The 16990-nt window shown below is 72.7% G+C and carries 15 protein-coding genes; 5 read left to right on the plus strand and 10 right to left on the minus strand.

Going from position 1 to position 16990, the window contains the following annotated elements; all coding sequences use genetic code 11:
- Positions 1-42: 42 nt before the first annotated feature.
- From OOK31_RS24365 to OOK31_RS24375, 3 genes are read right to left on the minus strand one after another with little or no spacing between them, the layout of a single operon-like run.
- Positions 43-1401: a bifunctional RNase H/acid phosphatase gene (locus tag OOK31_RS24365; protein WP_267089429.1), complete on the minus strand. Its 1359-nt coding sequence runs from the start codon at positions 1399-1401 to the stop codon at positions 43-45.
- Positions 1401-2144, minus strand: a complete 744-nt coding sequence (locus OOK31_RS24370) for a zinc ribbon domain-containing protein (protein WP_267089531.1) — start codon at positions 2142-2144, stop codon at positions 1401-1403. The genes OOK31_RS24365 and OOK31_RS24370 overlap by 1 nt, the downstream gene beginning before the upstream one ends.
- The gene (locus tag OOK31_RS24375) at positions 2141-2998 is read right to left on the minus strand and encodes a Nif3-like dinuclear metal center hexameric protein (RefSeq protein ID WP_267089430.1); all 858 of its coding nucleotides are present in this window, start codon (positions 2996-2998) and stop codon (positions 2141-2143) included. Before OOK31_RS24375 ends, OOK31_RS24370 begins: the two co-directional genes overlap by 4 nt.
- A gap of 593 nt (positions 2999-3591) precedes the next feature.
- On the opposite strand from OOK31_RS24375, the gene iscB reads away from it, so the two are divergent.
- Together iscB and OOK31_RS24385 are read left to right on the plus strand one after the other, a co-directional pair.
- A complete protein-coding gene (gene iscB, locus OOK31_RS24380) occupies positions 3592-4902 on the plus strand; it encodes an RNA-guided endonuclease IscB (protein ID WP_267089431.1) in 1311 nt (436 codons plus the stop codon).
- 30 nt (positions 4903-4932) lie between these two features.
- On the plus strand, positions 4933-5988 hold the full coding sequence (locus tag OOK31_RS24385; RefSeq protein ID WP_267089432.1) for a hypothetical protein: 1056 nt from the start codon (positions 4933-4935) through the stop codon (positions 5986-5988).
- A 20-nt stretch (positions 5989-6008) separates the two neighbouring features.
- Here OOK31_RS24385 and OOK31_RS24390 read toward each other — a convergent pair whose 3' ends face one another.
- Positions 6009-6713 (minus strand): DUF4913 domain-containing protein, encoded by a 705-nt coding sequence (locus OOK31_RS24390; protein WP_267089433.1) that lies wholly within the window; start codon positions 6711-6713, stop codon positions 6009-6011.
- Positions 6714-6784: 71 nt separating this feature from the next.
- Between OOK31_RS24390 and OOK31_RS24395 the strand changes: the two genes are divergently transcribed.
- Positions 6785-7258 (plus strand): hypothetical protein, encoded by a 474-nt coding sequence (locus OOK31_RS24395; protein ID WP_267089434.1) that lies wholly within the window; start codon positions 6785-6787, stop codon positions 7256-7258.
- A gap of 7 nt (positions 7259-7265) precedes the next feature.
- On the opposite strand, the gene OOK31_RS24400 is transcribed toward OOK31_RS24395, so the two are convergent.
- The 3 genes from OOK31_RS24400 to OOK31_RS24410 form a co-directional block, all read right to left on the minus strand.
- Entirely contained in the window at positions 7266-8207 is a 942-nt protein-coding gene (locus OOK31_RS24400; RefSeq protein ID WP_267089435.1) for a 3-oxoacyl-ACP reductase, read from the minus strand.
- Between the two features lie 81 nt (positions 8208-8288).
- A complete protein-coding gene (locus OOK31_RS24405) occupies positions 8289-9365 on the minus strand; it encodes a Zn-dependent alcohol dehydrogenase (protein ID WP_267089436.1) in 1077 nt (358 codons plus the stop codon).
- 29 nt (positions 9366-9394) lie between these two features.
- On the minus strand, positions 9395-10249 hold the full coding sequence (locus OOK31_RS24410) for a MaoC/PaaZ C-terminal domain-containing protein (protein ID WP_267089437.1): 855 nt from the start codon (positions 10247-10249) through the stop codon (positions 9395-9397).
- Between the two features lie 240 nt (positions 10250-10489).
- Here OOK31_RS24410 and OOK31_RS24415 point away from each other — a divergent pair, with 240 nt between their 5' ends.
- Positions 10490-10849 carry a DNA-binding response regulator gene (locus OOK31_RS24415; protein WP_267089532.1) on the plus strand — a complete coding sequence of 120 codons (360 nt, stop codon included), beginning with the start codon at positions 10490-10492 and terminating at the stop codon, positions 10847-10849.
- 84 nt (positions 10850-10933) lie between these two features.
- Here the strand turns inward: OOK31_RS24415 and OOK31_RS24420 are convergent, their stop codons facing one another.
- Positions 10934-12259, minus strand: coding sequence for a cytochrome P450 (locus OOK31_RS24420; protein ID WP_267089438.1), 1326 nt, complete (start codon positions 12257-12259; stop codon positions 10934-10936).
- A 236-nt stretch (positions 12260-12495) separates the two neighbouring features.
- Between OOK31_RS24420 and OOK31_RS24425 the strand changes: the two genes are divergently transcribed.
- Positions 12496-13548: an amidohydrolase family protein gene (locus OOK31_RS24425; RefSeq protein ID WP_267089439.1), complete on the plus strand. Its 1053-nt coding sequence runs from the start codon at positions 12496-12498 to the stop codon at positions 13546-13548.
- 65 nt (positions 13549-13613) lie between these two features.
- Here OOK31_RS24425 and OOK31_RS24430 read toward each other — a convergent pair whose 3' ends face one another.
- Entirely contained in the window at positions 13614-14798 is a 1185-nt protein-coding gene (locus tag OOK31_RS24430) for a lipid-transfer protein (protein ID WP_267089440.1), read from the minus strand.
- Positions 14799-14810: 12 nt separating this feature from the next.
- A complete protein-coding gene (locus OOK31_RS24435; protein WP_267089441.1) occupies positions 14811-16955 on the minus strand; it encodes an acyl-CoA dehydrogenase family protein in 2145 nt (714 codons plus the stop codon).
- Between the last annotated feature and the right edge of the window lie 35 nt (positions 16956-16990).

Below are 16990 nucleotides of genomic sequence, written 5' to 3' on the forward strand. Positions count from 1 at the left end.
GCGTCCGCGCGGAGCGGAACGGCAGGGGGCTTCCGTAAGGGCCTAGCGCAGGTGCGAGGTGTCGTTCAGGAGCCGGACCGAGGCGTTGCCGTCGGTGTAGTAGGCCACCGCCGACAGGGACGCGGCCGAGAGCTCCATCTTGAACAGGGACTCCGGCGGGGCGCCCAGCGCGAGCCGGACCAGCGTCTTGACCGGGGTCACGTGCGTGACCAGCAGCACCGTACGGCCCGCGTGTGCGGACAGCAGCCGGTCGCGGGTCGCCGAGACCCGGCGGGTGACGGCGGTGAAGCTCTCGCCGCCGCCGGTCGGGGCCGCCTTCGGGGAGTCCAGCCATGCCTGGAGGTCGTCCGGGAAGCGTTCCCGTACCTCGGCGAAGGTCAGGCCCTCCCAGGCGCCGAAGTCCGTCTCGCGCAGGCCCTCCTCGACGGCGACGGACAGCCCGAGCCGGTCGGCGACGGCCTGCGCGGTCTCCCGGCAGCGGAGCAGCGGCGAGCTGACGACGGCCTGTACGGTGCCCCGCGCGGCCAGCGCCTCGGCGACGGCGGCGGCCTGGCGGCGGCCGGCCGGGGACAGCTCCGGGTCGGTGCCGCCGCTGCCGGAGAAGCGCTTCTGCGGGGTCAGCGCCGTCTCGCCGTGGCGGAGCAGCACGAAGGTGGCGGGGGTCCCGAGGTCCGGACCCCAGCCGGTGGATCCGGATGCCGGGGCCGGGACACGGCCGGGCGCGAGCGTCGCGGAACGGGCGCCCTCGGCGCCGGCCGCGCGGGTCCCCGTACCGCCGCCGGAGGCAGCGGCGTCCGGGTCGGCGAACAGCGTGTCGGCGCCCCCCGCCACGGCGGAGGCGGCCCGGGCGTCCGCGACGACGGCCGCACGGGAACCCGTACCGCCGCCGGAGGCCAGCGCGGCGCGCACGGCCGCGGCGCCCGCGGCCGCGTCACCGGGGGGCCCGGACGGGGCCAGGTCCGCCGTGGAGCGGGACGGCTCCCACTGCTTGCCGCGCTTGCCTGCGTCCATCGCCTCGTTGGCGAGCCGGTCGGCGTGCTTGTTGATCTCGCGCGGGATCCACTCGTAGGTGACCTGCGCGCGCGGCAGTACCTTCGCGGCCTCGGCGGCGAGCGGCTTCATGTCCGGGTGCTTGATCTTCCAGCGGCCCGACATCTGCTCGACGACGAGCTTGGAGTCCATGCGGACCCGCACCGCCGCGTCCGGGTCCAACTCACGCGCCGCCTTGAGGCCGGCGATCAGGCCCTTGTACTCGGCGACGTTGTTCGTCGCGACGCCGATGAACTCGGCGCGTTCGGCGAGGGTCTCGCCCGTCGCCGGGTCGAGGACGACCGCGCCGTAGCCGGCGGGCCCCGGGTTGCCCCGGGAGCCGCCGTCCGCCTCCACGACGAACCTCCGCATCAGATGCCCGAGTCCGCCGCACGGACCAGGATGCGGCCGCAGTTCTCGTGGCGGACGACCTGGTCGCGGGGCGCGGCCTTGATCTCGTTGACCTCGGCCATGTCCAGCTCCAGGCGGCAGCCCTCGCAGCGGCGCTGGTACAGGCGCGCGGCGCCGACCCCGCCCTGCTTCGCGCGGATCTTCTCGTACAGGGCGATCAGGGCGGCCGGCATGGAGCCGACGATGACCTCACGGTCCTTGCCGATCTTGGCGACCTCGGTGTCGATCTCACCGGTGGCGGCGTCGCGGCGCGCGGTGGCGTCGACGAGCTTGGCCTCCAGGGCGGCGACCCGGTCGGTCAGCTCGGTGACGCGCTCCTGCGCGGCCTCCAGACGCTCCATGACCTCCAGGACCACGTCCTCCAGGTCGCCCTGCCGCTTGGCGAGGGAGACGACCTCGCTCTGCAGGTTCGCCAGGTCCCGGGCCGAGATGCCGACACCGGTCTCCAGGCGCTGCTGGTCGCGGGCGGCGCGCTGACGCACCTGGTCCACGTCCTGCTCCGCCTTCGTCTGCTCGCGGGCGGCGTCGCTGGCCTGGGTCTGCGCGGCGACGAGCAGGTCACGCTGCTGGCTGAGGTCCTTGGTCAGGGAGTCGACCTCGGCGTGCTCGGGCAGCGACTTGCGCTTGTGGGCGAGCTGAGACAGCCGGACGTCCAGGGCCTGGACGTCGAGAAGTCGGATCTGGTCGGCGGGCTCGGCGTTCAGTTGGGGGCTCCTGTGTGGGAAGGGGGTGTGACGGACGGCGCGTGCGCCGTCCAGGGGTCGGTGACCGTGCGCGAGACGTGGGTCCGCAGACCCCATCCGTGGCGCTCGGAGATCGCGTCGAGCTGGGCCGCGGCCTGCTCGCACCAGGGCCACTCGGTGGCCCAGTGGGCGGCGTCGACCAGGGCCAGCGAGCTCTGCTCGCGGGCCTCGGACACCGGGTGGTGACGGAGGTCGGCGGTGAGGAAGGCGTCGACGCCCGCGGCGCGGACCTGCGCGAAGAGGCTGTCGCCGGAACCGCCGCTGACGGCGACGGTACGGATGAGGGCGTCCGGATCACCGGCGGCCCGGATGCCCTGCGCCGTCCGCGGCAGCCGGGCGGCGGCGCGGGCCGCGAACTCGCGGAGGGTCTGCGGGTGGTCCAGCTCGCAGATCCGGCCGAGGCCCCGGCGGCCCGCCGGGTCGGTGGGATCCGGCACGAGGGGACCGGTGACGCGCAGGTCCAAGGCGCCGGCCAGGGCGTCGGAGACACCCGGGTCGGCGGTGTCGGCGTTGGTGTGGGCGACGTGCAGCGCGATGTCGTTCTTGATCAGCGTGTGTACGACACGGCCCTTGAAGGTGCCCGCCTCGACGGTGGTGGTGCCGCGCAGATAGAGGGGATGGTGGGTGACCACCAGATCGGCACCGAGCTTCACCGCCTCGTCGACGACGTCCTGTACGGGGTCCACGGCGAACAGCACCCGGGTGACCTCGGCATCGGGGTCGCCGCAGACGGTACCGACGGCGTCCCACTCCTCGGCCCGCGAGGGGGGCCAGAGAGCGTCCAGCGCGGCGATGACTTCAGAGAGACGGGGCACAGCCCAAGGCTACCGCCCCTTTTTTGGGGGGCTTCTTCACCTCCGGGGCGCCGAAGGCCCTGGGGGTTACTTGACCAGGACGCCCCGGGGGTCGTCCAGGACCTTGTCCGCGGCAGTCACGCTTGTCGCACAGCACAACCACCTCCCCCACCACAGGCGAATCACCGCCCTGACACCCGTATGCGTGAAGCAGGGCTGGTGGTGTTGTTCGGCAGGAAGTACGAAAACTAGCTTCGCCACCGGAGGTGACGGCCCGGATAACGGGATCCCTTCCCGACAAGGAGGGGTCTTCAGCCGCTGTGGTTGGGGGCCGCCGTTATCAGCACCAGCCGACAAGACATATTTGGAGGTGAACGAAGTTGGCTACGTACCGCGTAGGACAGAAGACCGACCGAGCTGTGCTTCCTCAGCAGCTTGCTCTCGAATTCGAGTCAGCAGACACCCCCCGGATCGGGGACGAAACGGGACCCGAAGGCCGTAAGGCGCCCGGCGCAGTACATGTGCGAGGGGAGATGCCCGATGCTTCACCTGGCGACGGGCGCGTCACCCTCAACCGTAGGGTTGAGGAGAGGGTCCGTGAGGGCCACCCTGTCGTGTTCGTCCTGGACAAGCACGGCACACCGCTGCAACCAGCCAGCCCCGCGAGGGCTCGCAAGCTCCTCAAGGGGGGTCGGGCTGTCGTGGCCCGGCACACTCCGTTCGTGATCCGCCTCAAGGACCGCGCGGCCGCCGAATCGCAGGTGGACGGTGTGGAGCTCGGGATCGACCCCGGCTCGAAGCACACCGGTATCGCCGTGTTCACCGCGAAGGACGGTGAGCGCCGTGGCATGTATGCGGTCGAACTCACCCACCGGGGCGGAGCCATCCGTGACAAACTCACCGCTCGTGCTGCCTACCGGCGCGGCAGGCGCAGCCGAAACCTACGCCACCGCGCGCCCCGTTTCTCCAACCGGACCCGCCCCAGGGGCTGGCTCGCCCCGTCGCTGCGTCACCGGGTGGACACGACCATGTCGTGGACCGCGCGGCTCGCACGCTGGGCACCCGTCCGCGCGGTGCACGTGGAACTCGTCGCGTTCGACACCCACGCCATGTCGAACGGCAGGCCGCTGGAGGGAATCGAGTACCAGCACGGCACCTTGCACGGCACGGAAGTCCGCGAATGCCTGTTGGCCAAGTGGGGCCGGACCTGCGCCTACTGCGGCGCTACCGGGGTGCCACTCAACATCGACCACATCCACCCCCGCTCACACGGCGGAAGTGACCGCGTCTCCAACCTGTGCACCGCGTGCGTTCCTTGCAACGAGAAGAAGTCCGACCATCCTGTCGGGGACTTCCTCAAGAAATCCCCGCAGCAGTTGGCCCGCATCCTCGCCCAGGCCAAAACCCCGCTCCATGACGCGGCAGCCGTCAACGTCACCCGCTGGGCCTTGTGGCGCGCCCTCGACGCCGCTTTCCCCACAGTGCGCACCGGTTCGGGGGGCCGCACCAAATGGAACCGAGCCCGGAACGGCCTGCCCAAAACGCACACCCTCGACGCCCTGTGTGTCGGCCACCTGAACACCGTCACCCGTGCCCCAGCGCGCGTCCTCACGGTCACCGCAACCGGACGCGGAACCTACGCCCGCACCCGCACCGACAAGTACGGCTTCCCCCGTCTGCGGCTGCCCAGGCAGAAGACGTCCTTCGGCTACCAGACCGGAGACCTTGCCCGTGCCGTCGTCCCCACCGGCAAGAAGGCAGGCACGCACACCGGCCGCATCGCCGTCCGCGCCACCGGCAGGTTCAACGTCAAAACCGCGTACGGCCTCATCCAGGGCATCGGACACAAGCACTTCCGCCTCATCCAACGAGCCGATGGCTACGCCTACGCCACCAGGCCCGAGGAGCCCGCCATCGCTGCCTGACGGGCACCCGGATCGAACGAGGGACTCAGAATGACTGCCTGTGCTGTGGCGTGCGGGTTCACCATCGCCGCCGACGGGGCGTACGCCGCCCGGCTGGCCGGGGAGGGTGAGGCGCGGTACCCGGAGCGCTGGACGCTGGGCGGGCCCGAGCCGTACGCGGTGCCGTTGCCGCTCGCGCAGCCCGAGGAGGCCGACAGCGAGGTGCTGCCGCTGGCCGACGGGCGGGTGCTGATCCGGCGCCGGGTCGCCGACCGGCACGCCTTCGCGCTGCTGTACCCCTCGGGGGCCGCCGCCGGCCCGCGCACCGGGGAGCTCCAGCTCGGCGGGATCGAGGCGCAGGAGGGCCTACGGGTCCGCCTGCTGCCGCCGTCCCCGGACGGGCTCGGCGCCTACGCCCTGGCGGTGGGGGCCGAGGAGAGCGCCGTCTGGCGGGTCGCCGGGGGCTCCGGCGGGCCCGAGCGGGTCGCCGTCCTAGCGGGCCGCTGCTCCGGCGGGGTGTGGCTGGACCGGGCGGGCCGGCTGCTGGCTCTGGACCGCGCACTGGACGGGCGTACCAAAGCCGTCGCCGTGGACCTGGAGCGCGGCGGCGAGATCAGCCCGCTGCTCCAGATCTCCGAGGACAGCGACGACCGGCTGCTGCTGGCCGCCCCCGACAGCGGGCTGCTGGTGATCCGCTCGGACGCCCCGGGCGAGGAACGCCTCGGCTGGGGCGTCCTGGGCAGCGCCCGCCCGGTCCGCTTCCCCGAGTGCCTGCGCATCGCGGACGCGCACCCCTTCGCCGTGCAGCCGGGTCAGGTCCTGATGCCGGAGACCTGCGGGGTCGCGCTGCGCGTCGGCGAGACGGAGCTCGCGCTGTGGCGCCCGGCCGACCGGTACGTCTTCCGGCTCGGCACCCCGGCGGGCTGGCTCGGCACCGGCCTGTGGACGGCGGAAGGCCGCCTGCACCTCCCGTACGCCACCACGGAGACCCCCTGCGGCCTCGTGGGCCTCACCCAGCCGGTGGCCCCACCCCCACCCGTCCACCTGGACCCCCTGCCGACCCCACCCCAACGCCCGGTCCCCCTCCAGCAGGCCCCCCTGGGCTGAGGGCGACGGCCTGAGACGGTCTACGACGGGTCGTACGGGTCCACCGGGAGGGGGGCGAAGGGGGTCGTGGTGTGGGCCTTGGGGGAGCAGGCGGCGAAGGGGCCGCGGGCGGGGTCCATCAGGACGCGCAGGTGCGGGTCGGCGTGCTGGATCCACCAGGTGGTCATGCCCAGGCCCGGGTCGTGCCGCAGGTGTTCCCAGGCCAGCCAGAGCGCGGACAGTCGGGCGCCCGCCTCCTGGTGGTCCCACCAGCGCGGGCACCAGGTGGCCGTCGTGCCGTCCAGGGGGCGGCGGACGGTGTGGGCCAGGTAGCCGGTGACGAAGTCGAAGACGTCGGCGAAGTAGAACTCGGCCTCGCCGTTGTGGACCTCCGACGCCGGCATGGGGAAGACCGAACGCGGTTCGCGCGGCGGCTTGGGCGGGGAGTACGCCCGCAGCAGCGCGTCCAGTGCGGTGTCGCGTTGCCGGAGCTCCGCGAGGATCCATTCCAGGAGCTGCTCCTGGAGCTCGGCGACCTCGGCGTAGGCGTCCGCCTCGAGGCTGGCGACGAGGCGTTCCCGCCAGTCGTCGAGCTGCCGGGCGCGCTGCTCCTCCTCGTGCGCCGAGCGGGCGCCGGCCAGGAAGAAGGTCAGCGTCATGTGGTGGCTCTTCCACTGTTCGCCGCCGGCCTCGGCCGTGACCCGTGCCGCCACCCGCTGCGCGTGCTCGATCGCTGAGCTGTCCATGGAACTGATGCACGCCTCTCACACCGGCTGACGAATCCCATGATCATACGAGCGCGCGGCAGAATGGAACCGTGGGTTCCCCGATCGAGATCTTCAGACTGTTCAGCTACGGGCCGTGCGGGCACGACCTGCTGGTGCGGGTGGTCCGGCCCGGCGCCCCGAACTTCGCGCAGGGGGCGGTGGACGCCGCCGATTCCGCGGCCGACGCCGCGGTGGAGCGGCTTCGTACCCGGTGGGAGGAGTCGCGCCTGCGGACCGAGTGCCCGCACCACCGGCACACGCCGGTCCTGGTCGGTGAGTTGCAGGAGCTGCCGGTCGGCGAGGAGCTCTTCGACGCGGGTGGCCGCCGGCTCGGGGTGTGGGTGGCGAGGACGGCGTACGGCGCGCCGTGGGTGGCCCTCGGGACCGCGTCGAGCGAGGCGGAGTTCTGGCGGGAGGTCCGGGACGATCCCGAGCTGCTCGGGCTCGGCCCCCTGGAGCCCGCCGAACTGCGCCACGTCGACTTCCTCACCGACCAGGACCCGTGGCCGGCCGAGACCGGCTAGAGGCGGCCTAGTCGTGCTTGAGGCCCAGGACCTCGGCGGCGGCGAAGGTTTCGTTCGGGGGGCGGGAGTCGTAGTGCGGGGTGAGGAGTTCGTCGAGTTCCTCGTAGGAGAAGGACTCCTTGGTGGTGTCGAACTTGGCCGCCACCTTGGGGCGTTCCATCACGACGACGATCCCGCCGTGGACGACGAACAGCTGGCCGTTGGCCTTCGCCGAGGCCGGGGAGGCCAGGTAGCCGACCAGCGGGGCGACGTGTTCGGGGGCGAGGGCGTCGAGCTTGCCCTCCTCGGGGGCCTGGAAGCCCGCGAAGACGTCCTCCGTCATCCGGGTACGGGCCCGCGGGCAGATGGCGTTGGCCGTGACTCCGTACTTGGCGAGGGCCAGGGCGGTCGAGGTGGTCAGGCCCACGATGCCGCCCTTGGCCGCCGCGTAGTTGGGCTGGCCGGCCGAGCCGCCGAGGAAGGCCTCGGAGGAGGTGTTGACGATGCGGCCGTAGACCGGGCCGCCCGCCGCCTTGGACCGCTCCCGCCAGTGCACCGAGGCGAAGTGCGTGGTGTTGAAGTGGCCCTTGAGGTGGACCCGGATCACCGAGTCCCATTCCTCCTCCGACATGGAGAAGACCATCCGGTCGCGCAGGATGCCCGCGTTGTTGACGAGGACGTCGAGCTTGCCGAAGCTGCTGACCGCCAGCTCGACCAGCTCCCGGGCCTGCGCGAAGTCGGCCACGTCCCCCAGGTGCGCCACCGCCTGCCCGCCCGCCGCGCGGATCTCCTCGGCCACCTCCTGCGCGGGGGCGGCCGAGGCCTCCCCCGATCCGTCGCGGCCGGGCTGCCCGAAGTCGTTGACGACCACGCTCGCGCCGAGCCGGGCGAGTTCGAGCGCCTCGGCGCGGCCGAGGCCGCGGCCCGCGCCGGTGACGATGGCGCTGAGCCCCTCAAGTGGCAGTGACATCTACCGGTTCCTCTCAGAACGGATCAGGGTTCGGTCAGGTGCGGTCGGTGCGGTCGGTGCGGTCGGTGCGGTCGGGTGCGGTCAGATCTCGATGCAGGTGCGCAGGGCCACGCCCGTGCGCATCTGGTCGAGGGCGTCGTTGATCTCGGCGAGCTGCACCCGATGGGTGATCAGCCCGGCCAGGTCGACCCGGCCGGCCCGCCACAGCGCGATGGTGCGCTCGTAGGAGCGCAGGACGTCCCCGCCGCCGTACATCGACGGGAGGATCTTCTTCTCGTCGAAGAACAGCGAGAACATGTCGATCTGGAAGGTGTCGTCGAGGGCGCCCGCGCCGACGATGACGACGCTGCCGCCGCGCCGGGTCATCTTGTAGGCGGTCTGCGCGGTGACGGACTTCCCGACGACCTCGAAGACGTAGTCGAAGCCCTCCCCCGCCGTGATCCGGCCCTTGGCGTCCTCGAAGGCGTCGGGGCTGATCGCCTCCGTCGCGCCGAAGCGCAGGGCCGCCGCGCGCCGCGACTCCACCGGGTCGACGGCGATGATCTGCGCCGCGCCCTGGAGTTTGGCGCCCTGGATGACGGAGATGCCGACGCCGCCGCAGCCGATGACGGCGACGGAGGAACCGGCTTCCACCTTGGCGGTGTTGATGGCCGCGCCGAGGCCGGTGGTGACGCCGCAGCCGATGAGCGCGGCGATGTCGAAGGGCACGTCGTCGGGGATGGGTACGGCGCACTTGGCGTCGACGACGAGTTCCTCGGCGAAGGTGCCCGTGGCCGCGAAGCCGAAGATGTCGCCGTCCCCGCGCCGGAAGTTGGGGGTGCCCGCGTTGACCAGGCTCTCCAGGCACAGGTGGCCCTGGCCGCGCTTGCAGGCCGGGCAGTGCCCGCACGGCGGGAGCCAGCAGACGAGGACCCGGTCGCCCTGCTTGAGGTGGGTGACCCCGTCGCCGACGTCGGCGATGACGCCGGAGCCTTCGTGGCCGGGAATGAAGGGTGCGGGCTGCGGCAGTACGCCGTTCATCGCGGAGAGGTCGGAGTGGCACAGGCCGGTGGCCTTGATCCGGATCTTCACCTTGCCGGGGCCGAGGCCCACGGCCTCCATGTCGTCGACGACCTCCAGCTTGTCCTGGCCTATCTCGCTCTGCAGTGCTGCGCGCACGGTGCGGCTCCTTCCGGGGGCTGGCTGTCTCAGACGTGTTCGACGACGGTGTCGGCGAGGACCGGCGCGTCGTCCCGTTCGACGGCGGTCACCGACACCAGGACGCGGCCGCTCTCCTGCCACATCCGGATGCGCAGCGTCTCGCCGGGGAAGACGATCCCGGCGAAGCGCGTGCGGTAGGCGCGGACCCGGGAGACGTCGCCGCCGAGCACGGTGTCGACGACGGCCTTGAGGGTCATCCCGTACGAGCACAGGCCGTGCAGGATCGGCTTGTCGAAGCCGGCCAGCTTGGCGAACTCCGGGTCGGCGTGCAGGGGGTTCCAGTCGCCGGAGAGCCGGTAGAGCAGGGCCTGCTCCTCGCGGATGGCCCGCTCCTCGGTGCGGTCGGGGGCCCGCTCCGGCTGCACGGCCCTGACGGAGGGCCCGCGCTCGCCGCCGAAGCCGCCCTCGCCCTTGACGAAGAGCTGCGCGTCGCTGGTCCACAGCGGGCCGTCGGCGTCCGCGACCTCGGAGCGCAGCACGATCACGGCCGCCTTGCCCTTGTCGTAGACGGCGGCGACCTTCGAGGTGGAGGTGGCCCGCCCCTTGACGGGGATGGGCCGGTGCAGCTCGATCGAGTGGCCGCCGTGCAGGACGGAGGCGAGGTTGACCTCGATGCCGGGTGCGGCGAGGCCGCCGAGCATGGCCATGCCGGCGCCGGCGACGGTGGCGAAGCTGGGGAGCACGTGGAGCTTGGACTCCAGGGTGTAGCGCAGCTCGTCGGGGTCGGTGGCGGGCAGGCCCGCGCCCAGGCCGAGGTGGTAGAGCTGGATGTCCTTGTGGTCCCAGCCGATGTCCCCCGTGCGGGGTTCGGCGGCGAGGGCCTTCGCGGCATCGATCGGCATGAGGATGCTGCTCCTTCTGGCTTCTGATCTTTGGAAGACCTCGGCGCGACCGTCCGCACCGTCGGCCGCACCGAGGTCGTATGCGGACCGGTTCTAGAACGCGTTCTAGGACTGGTGAAGGAATGTATAACGCACGCCCCAGCACTTGGGAAGACTCCTGACTTCACGTCAGATCAGCGTGGGGCGTGGCGTGTTGCCCCTGCCCGGGACCCTGGTGGATACCCTTCCCGGGTGGACGAGATGCCCGTGACGCACCGAACCTCCCGATCCCTGCGCGTCCTGCTGGACCCGCCGAACCCGGCGCTCGCCGTCCGGCTCGGGCTCCAGCCCGACATCGAGGTGGTGGCCTCGCCGCAGGCCCGGCCGGAGGTGGCGCTGGTGGAGGAGGTCGCCTCGGTGGGCGCGCTGCTGGCCGAGGATCCGCAGTGCCGGGTGCTGGTGCTGACCGGCTCGGCGCACCCCGGCCTGCGGGAGGCGGCGCTCGCGGCGGGCGCGGCGGGGCTGGTCCTGCGCGACGGCCCGGACGGGGACCTGGCCGACTCGGTGCGCCGCGCGGCCATGGGCGAGACGGTGGTGGACCCGGCGCTGGACGCGCCGTAGGCCGTCCCAGGGCGTACGCAAAGACCTCCGCCGGCCCGCCCCTGGGCGGGCCGGCCGGCGGAGGAGGCTGGAACGGGGGCGGCGTCAGGCGGCCGGGTCCGGGGTGGTCCGGCCGTCGGCGGTCCAGTCGTCGACGGTCCGCGAGGGGTCCAGGACCACCGGGAGCTTCTCCAGGCCCCGGAAGGCCGGGAAGGGCCCCTTGAGCCAGTCCCCGTGCTGCGCCGACGGCAGCGCCAGGACCATGTCGGGGAAGCGGTCGAGGAGCGCCGTCAGGCAGATCTCCAGCTCCAGCCGGGCGAGCGGGGCGCCCAGGCAGAAGTGGGGGCCGAAGCCGAAGCCGATGTGTTCGCGCTGGAGGTGCTCGCGGGTGATGTCCAGGGTGTCCGGCTCGGGGAACTTCTCCGGGTCCCGGTTGGCGGCGGTCAGGGCGATCTGCACGATCGCACCCTTGGGGATGACCGTCCCGCCGAGCTCCACGTCCTCCTTCGCGTACCGGAAGGTGGAGGTTTCCACGGAGCCCTCGTAACGGACGAGTTCCTCGATCGCCTGCGGGAGCAGTTCGCGGTCCTCCTGGAGGGCCCTGAGCTGTTCGGGGTGGGTGAGCAGGTTGAAGACGGAGTTGCCGATCTGGAGGGTGGTCGTCTTGTGACCGGCGAAGAGCAGCACCCACATCATCGACACGAGTTCGTGGTCGGTCAGCGGCTCTTCCTCGTGCGGCGTCTCCACCAGCATGGTCAGGAAGTCGTCCGTGGGGTTCTCACGGGTGCGCCGGATGTGCTCGGTGAAGTAGTCCCGCAGCCAGTGTTCGGCCTCGACCAGGTCGCCCTTCATGTCCCTGCTGAACCGGGAGCGGGTCACGACGGAGAACCACTTCAGGACCTGGGTGCGCTCGTCCCCGACGATGCCGAGCAGCTCGCAGATGACCATGACGGGCAGGGGCAGCGCGAACGCCGCCATCAGGTCGACGGGCTCGTCGGTGGGGCACCGGTCCAGCAGCTCGTTCGCGAGCTCCTCGATGTGCGGGCGCAGGTCCTTGACGTGGCGCGGGGTGAAGGCGGTCTTGGCGATGTGGCGCAGCCGGGTGTGCCGGGGCGGGTCGGCGAAGAGGAGGTTGTCGTCGAGCGTCTCGCACGCGTCCCCGAAGAGCGCGTGGTAGAGGTCGATGGCCTCGTGCATGTCCTTGCCGATGCGGGGATCGGCGAGGGCGGCGTGGGCCTCCTCGTACCGGGTGATGAGATACGTGTCCACTCCATGGCCCGGGGTCAGCCGCACCACGGGGGCCTGCTCGCGCAGGGTCCGGTACGTCGGATGGGGGCAGGTCCGGAATTCCGGCGGACTCGCCGTCGCCGCCGCCACCGCGGCTTCGAGCGTGGGGCCGTCGCCCACTGCCACTACCCGTTCAGTCGTCACGTGCCCATACCTCTCAGGTAACCCGGATTCGACAGACGCCTCCTTTCCCGGGAGGCGGGGCGGACGAAACGGCATTGACCCGTTCGGAGGCGAAAGCTCCCTCCGTGGAATGTCCGGGCGGGTGCGGCGCGCGGCCGGCCGGGGGTGACGGTGATTGCGTTCCACGGCCCGGTGCACGGGCCCGGTGCACCGGGCCCGGTGGAAGTCCGGTCGGTCCGATCGAAGGGAAGGCGCGTATGCCTGAGTACGGTTCCGGTGGTTTCGGCGCGGGCGCGGCGACGTCAGCGACGGCGGCGCGGGTACGGGCGGACGGCGCGGCGGCGCCGGACGACGGCAGCGGGGCGGTGATCGACGTCCACCACCACTTCTGCGCCCCGCAGTGGCGGGCGTGGGCCGAGGGGAAGGGCCTGGTGAACCCGAAGGCGCTGCCGCCGTGGGCGCGCTGGGAGGCGGGCGCGGCGCTGGACGTGATGGACCGGGCCGGGATCGCCGTCGCCGTGCTCAAGCCGATGCTGCCGGCCCGGTACGAGGGCTCCGCGCAGCTGCGGGAGGCCGTCGCGGTCACCCTGGAGGCGGCGGCCGCGGCGGTGGAGGCCCATCCGGGGCGGTTCGTCTTCCACGCCCCGCTGTTCCTCGAGGACCAGGAGGCCTCGCTCTGGGCCCTGCGGTACGGGCTGGACGAGCTGGGGGCCGTCGGGGTGAACGTGACGGCCAACCACGGCGGCGTCTACCTCGGGGACCCCTCCTACGACCGGATCTTCGCCGAGCTCGACGAGCGCTCGGCCGTCGTGGACACCCATCCGCACAACCTGCCCGGCGGTCCTCCGGGGGCGGCGACCGTGCCGGGCCTGCCGAACTTCCTGTGCGACTTCCTCCTCGACACCACCCGCGCCGCCGCGAACATGATCCGCAACCGGACCCTGGACCGCTTCCCGAACCTGTCGGTGATCCTGCCGCACGGCGGTGGTTTCCTCCCGCACATCGCCACCCGCATGGAGGCCTTCGGGGGCTGCTTCGACCCGCCCGTGGAGCCGGCGGTGGTCCGCGACCACCTGCACCGCTTCTACTACGACACGGCCGGCCCGCTGTCCCCGGCGGGCACCCTGCTGGCGACGGCGGGCGCCGACCGGATCCTGTTCGGCAGCGACTGGCCGGCCGCGCCCGCCGCGATGGTCGTGGACGTGGCCGTGCCCGCGCTGGCGGCCGACCCGGCCTTCACCGCCCTGCAGCGGCGGGGCGTCAACCGGGAGAACGCCCTGCGCCTGATGCCGCGGCTGGCGGCGCTGTGACGGCCCGCCGCCCCGCCCCGGACACCCGGGGCGGGACGGCGGTCACAGCACTGGCTCGTACGGGGCTACTTGCGCAGCAGGGTCACCACGGCCGCCCCGCCCAGCCCGATGTTGTGGGCCAGGCCCACCCCCGCGCCCGGGACCTGGCGCGGGCCGGCCTCGCCGCGCAGCTGCCACACCAGTTCCGCCGCCTGCGCGAGCCCGGTGGCGCCCAGCGGGTGCCCCTTGGAGATCAGGCCGCCCGACGGGTTGACCACCCAGCGGCCGCCGTAGGTGGTGGCGCCGCTCTCGACGAGCTTGCCGGAGGCTCCGTCCGCGCACATGCCGAGCGCCTCGTACGTCAGGAGTTCGTTCACCGAGAAGCAGTCGTGCAGTTCGACGACGTCGACGTCCTCGATGCCGAGCCCGGAGGCCTCGTACACCTGCCGGGCGGCGGCCGCCGTCATGGGTTTGCCGACCACGTCGATGCAGGAGCCGCCGAAGCTGTCGGCGGTGTCGGTGGTCATGGCCTGGGCGACGATCTCGACGGCCTTGTCGTGCAGCCCGTGCCGGACGACGAACCGCTCCGAGACCACGAGGGCGGCCGCGGCCCCGTCGGAGGTGGGCGAGCACTGGAGCTTGGTCAGCGGGTCGTGGATGGGCTTCGCGGCGAGGATCTCCTCGACCGTGTACACGTCCTGGAACTGGGCGTTCGGGTTGTTCGCGGAGTGCCGGTGGTTCTTGGCTCCGACGGCCGCGAGCTGGGCGGGCGTGGTCCCGTACCGCTCCATGTGTTCGCGGGCCGCGTTCCCGAAGATCTGCGCGGTGGGCGGGGACATCTCGAAGCCGTGCGCGGCGGCCATGATCCCGTAGTGGCGGGCCACGGGAGACGTTTTGAAGTCTCCGCCGTCGGCGCCGCCGCCGAGCGCCCCGCGCTTCATCTTCTCGAAGCCGAGGGCCAGGACGCAGTCGCTGATGCCGCCCTGGACGAACTGGCGGGCCATCATCAGCGCGGTCGAGCCGGTCGCGCAGTTGTTGTTCACGTTGTAGACGGGGACGCCGGTCAGGCCCAGTTCGTAGGCCGCCCGCTGGCCGGCGGTGGACGCCTGGAAGCAGTAGCCGACGGGCACCTGCTCGACGAGCCCGTAGTCGACGCCCGCGTCCGCGAGGGCGGCCGAGCCGGCCTCCTTGACCATGTCCCAGTACTGCCAGTCCCGCGACTCCGGCTTCTCGAACTTCGTCATGCCGACACCCACGATGTACGACTTCATGCCCGATGACTCCTAGTCCCTGGGGAGGCCGAGGATCCGCTCGGCGACGACGTTGAGCTGGACCTGTGTGGTGCCCCCGGCGATGGTCAGGCAGCGGGACATGAGCATGCCGTGCACCGCTCGCTCCCCCGCCCCCTCCCGTACCGCGCCCGCCGGGCCCAGCAGTTCGAGCGCGAGCTCGGCGGTCCGCTGCTGGTGGGGGGTCTGTACGAGCTTGCGTACGGAGGCTCCCGCGCCCGGCTCCAGGCCCGACACCTGCTGGAGGGTGGTGCGCAGGCCGATGCAGGCGAGGGCGTGCGCCTCGGCGGCGAGGGCGCCGACGCGGGCGCGGTAGGAGCCGTCGAGGTCGGTGGAGCGGGCGATGAGCGCTTCCAGGCCGGTGTCGAAGGTCATCTGGTCGGCCATGTGGACGCGCTCGTTGCCGAGGGTGTTGCGGGCGACCTTCCAGCCGCCGTCGGCCGCGCCGACGAGGGCGTCGGCGGGCAGGATCACCTCGTCGAGGAAGACCTCGTTGAAGAGGGCGTCACCGGTGATCTCCTTGAGGGGCCGGATGTCGATGCCGGGGGTGGTGCGCATGTCGACGACGAAGTAGCCGAGCCCCTTGTGCTTGGGGGCGGCCGGGTCGGTGCGGGCGAGGAGGATCCCGAAGTCGGCGCTCTGCGCGGAACTCGTCCACACCTTCTGCCCGTTCACCTTCCAGGAGCCGTCCTCCAGCCGCTCCGCCCGGGTGCGCAGGGAGGCCAGGTCGGAGCCCGCGTCCGGCTCGGAGAAGAGCTGGCACCAGGTGGTGTCGCCGCGCAGGGTGGGCAGGACGTACGCCTCGCGCTGCGCTTCGGTGCCGTAGGCGAGCAGGGAGGGCAGGATCCAGGTGGCGATGCCGAGGTCGGCGAGCCTGACCCCGGCCTCCTTCAGTTCCTGCTGGACGACGAGCTGTTCGAGGGGGCCGGCGCCGCGTCCGTAGGGAGGCGGGAGGTAGGGGGCCGCGTATCCGGTGGGCGCGAGGACCCGCCGGGCGGCGGCCGGGTCCAGGCCCGCCGCGTCGCGGGCCGCGGCGCGGGCAGCGGGGCGGTACTGCTCGGCGGCCGGGGGGAGTTCGAGGCGCAGCTCGCGGCGGGCTCCGGCGGCGGCGAGGCGGACGGCGCGGATGCGGTGGCCGTCGCCGGGGCCGAGGAGCTGGCGGGCGACGAGCGCCCGGCGCAGGTGGATGTGGGCGTCGTGCTCCCAGGTGAAGCCGATGCCGCCGAGGATCTGGACGCAGTCCTTGGCGCAGGAGTACGAGGCGTCCAGGGCGGCGCCTGCGGCGAGGGCGGCGACGAGGGAGCGCGCCTCGGGGCTCTCGCCCGCTGCGGGGTCGGCGCTGTTGGCGGCGTCCCAGGCCAGGGCCCGGGCCTGCTCCAGCCGGACCAGCATGTCGGCGCACAGGTGCTTGACGCCCTGGAACTGCCCGATGGGCCGGCCGAACTGCTCGCGGGTCTTCGCGTACTCGGCGGCGGTGTGGACCGCCCAGGCGGCGGTGCCGCAGGCGTCGGCGGCGAAGAGTACGCAGGCCAGGTCGCGGACCAGGGCCGCGTCCAGCTCCAGCAGCCGGCCGGGCGGGACGGCGACGCCGCGCGCCCGGACCTCGGCGGTGGGGCGGGTGGGGTCGGCGCTCTCGTGCGTGCGGATGTCCAGGGCGGCGGCGTCCACGGCGAACCAGCGGGTGCCGTGTCCCGTCTCGGCGGCGAGGAGCAGGAGCTCGGCCTCGCCGGCGCCGAGGACGGGGGGCGCGGCGCCGTCGAGGAGGTGCCCGCCGCCTTCGACGGCGACGGCGGTGAGGCTGCCGGGGCCCAGGGCGACCGCCCCGACCCGGCCCTCCAGGGGCTGGGCCCCGGCCCGGTCCAGGAGTACGGAGGCCAGCGCGCTCGGCAGGAAGGGCCCGGGCAGCGCCGCCCGGGCGGCCTCCTCCACGGCGACGGCCAGGTCCAGCAGGGTCCCGCCGTCCAGGTGGGGCGTCAGCAGTCCGGACGCGGTCAGGGCGTCCCAGTAGCCGGGCCGCGTCCCCGCCTGGGGCGGGCTGTCGAGCAGCTTGCGCACGGCCTCGCCCGGCACGGCCCGCGCCACCCACCCGCGCACGGCCTCGGCCAACTCCCGCTGTTCTTGCGTGATTCCGATGCCCATGCGCGGCAGACTAGAACACGTTCCAATCTGACGGA

The sequence above is a fragment of the Streptomyces sp. NBC_00249 genome, assembly GCF_026342355.1.
In the GTDB taxonomy this organism is placed as follows: domain Bacteria; phylum Actinomycetota; class Actinomycetes; order Streptomycetales; family Streptomycetaceae; genus Streptomyces.

What these genes read in the sequence shown, in the direction of transcription:
- OOK31_RS24430 (WP_267089440.1), bottom strand. Translation starts at nt 14,798, where the DNA reads ATGAAGTCGTACATCGTGGGTGTCGGCATGACGAAGTTCGAGAAGCCG.
- OOK31_RS24435 (WP_267089441.1), bottom strand. Translation starts at nt 16,955, where the DNA reads ATGGGCATCGGAATCACGCAAGAACAGCGGGAGTTGGCCGAGGCCGTG.
- OOK31_RS24385 (WP_267089432.1), top strand. Translation starts at nt 4,933, where the DNA reads ATGACTGCCTGTGCTGTGGCGTGCGGGTTCACCATCGCCGCCGACGGG.
- OOK31_RS24400 (WP_267089435.1), bottom strand. Translation starts at nt 8,207, where the DNA reads ATGTCACTGCCACTTGAGGGGCTCAGCGCCATCGTCACCGGCGCGGGC.
- OOK31_RS24415 (WP_267089532.1), top strand. Translation starts at nt 10,490, where the DNA reads ATGCCCGTGACGCACCGAACCTCCCGATCCCTGCGCGTCCTGCTGGAC.
- OOK31_RS24425 (WP_267089439.1), top strand. Translation starts at nt 12,496, where the DNA reads ATGCCTGAGTACGGTTCCGGTGGTTTCGGCGCGGGCGCGGCGACGTCA.
- OOK31_RS24410 (WP_267089437.1), bottom strand. Translation starts at nt 10,249, where the DNA reads ATGCCGATCGATGCCGCGAAGGCCCTCGCCGCCGAACCCCGCACGGGG.
- OOK31_RS24365 (WP_267089429.1), bottom strand. Translation starts at nt 1,401, where the DNA reads ATGCGGAGGTTCGTCGTGGAGGCGGACGGCGGCTCCCGGGGCAACCCG.
- OOK31_RS24390 (WP_267089433.1), bottom strand. Translation starts at nt 6,713, where the DNA reads ATGGACAGCTCAGCGATCGAGCACGCGCAGCGGGTGGCGGCACGGGTC.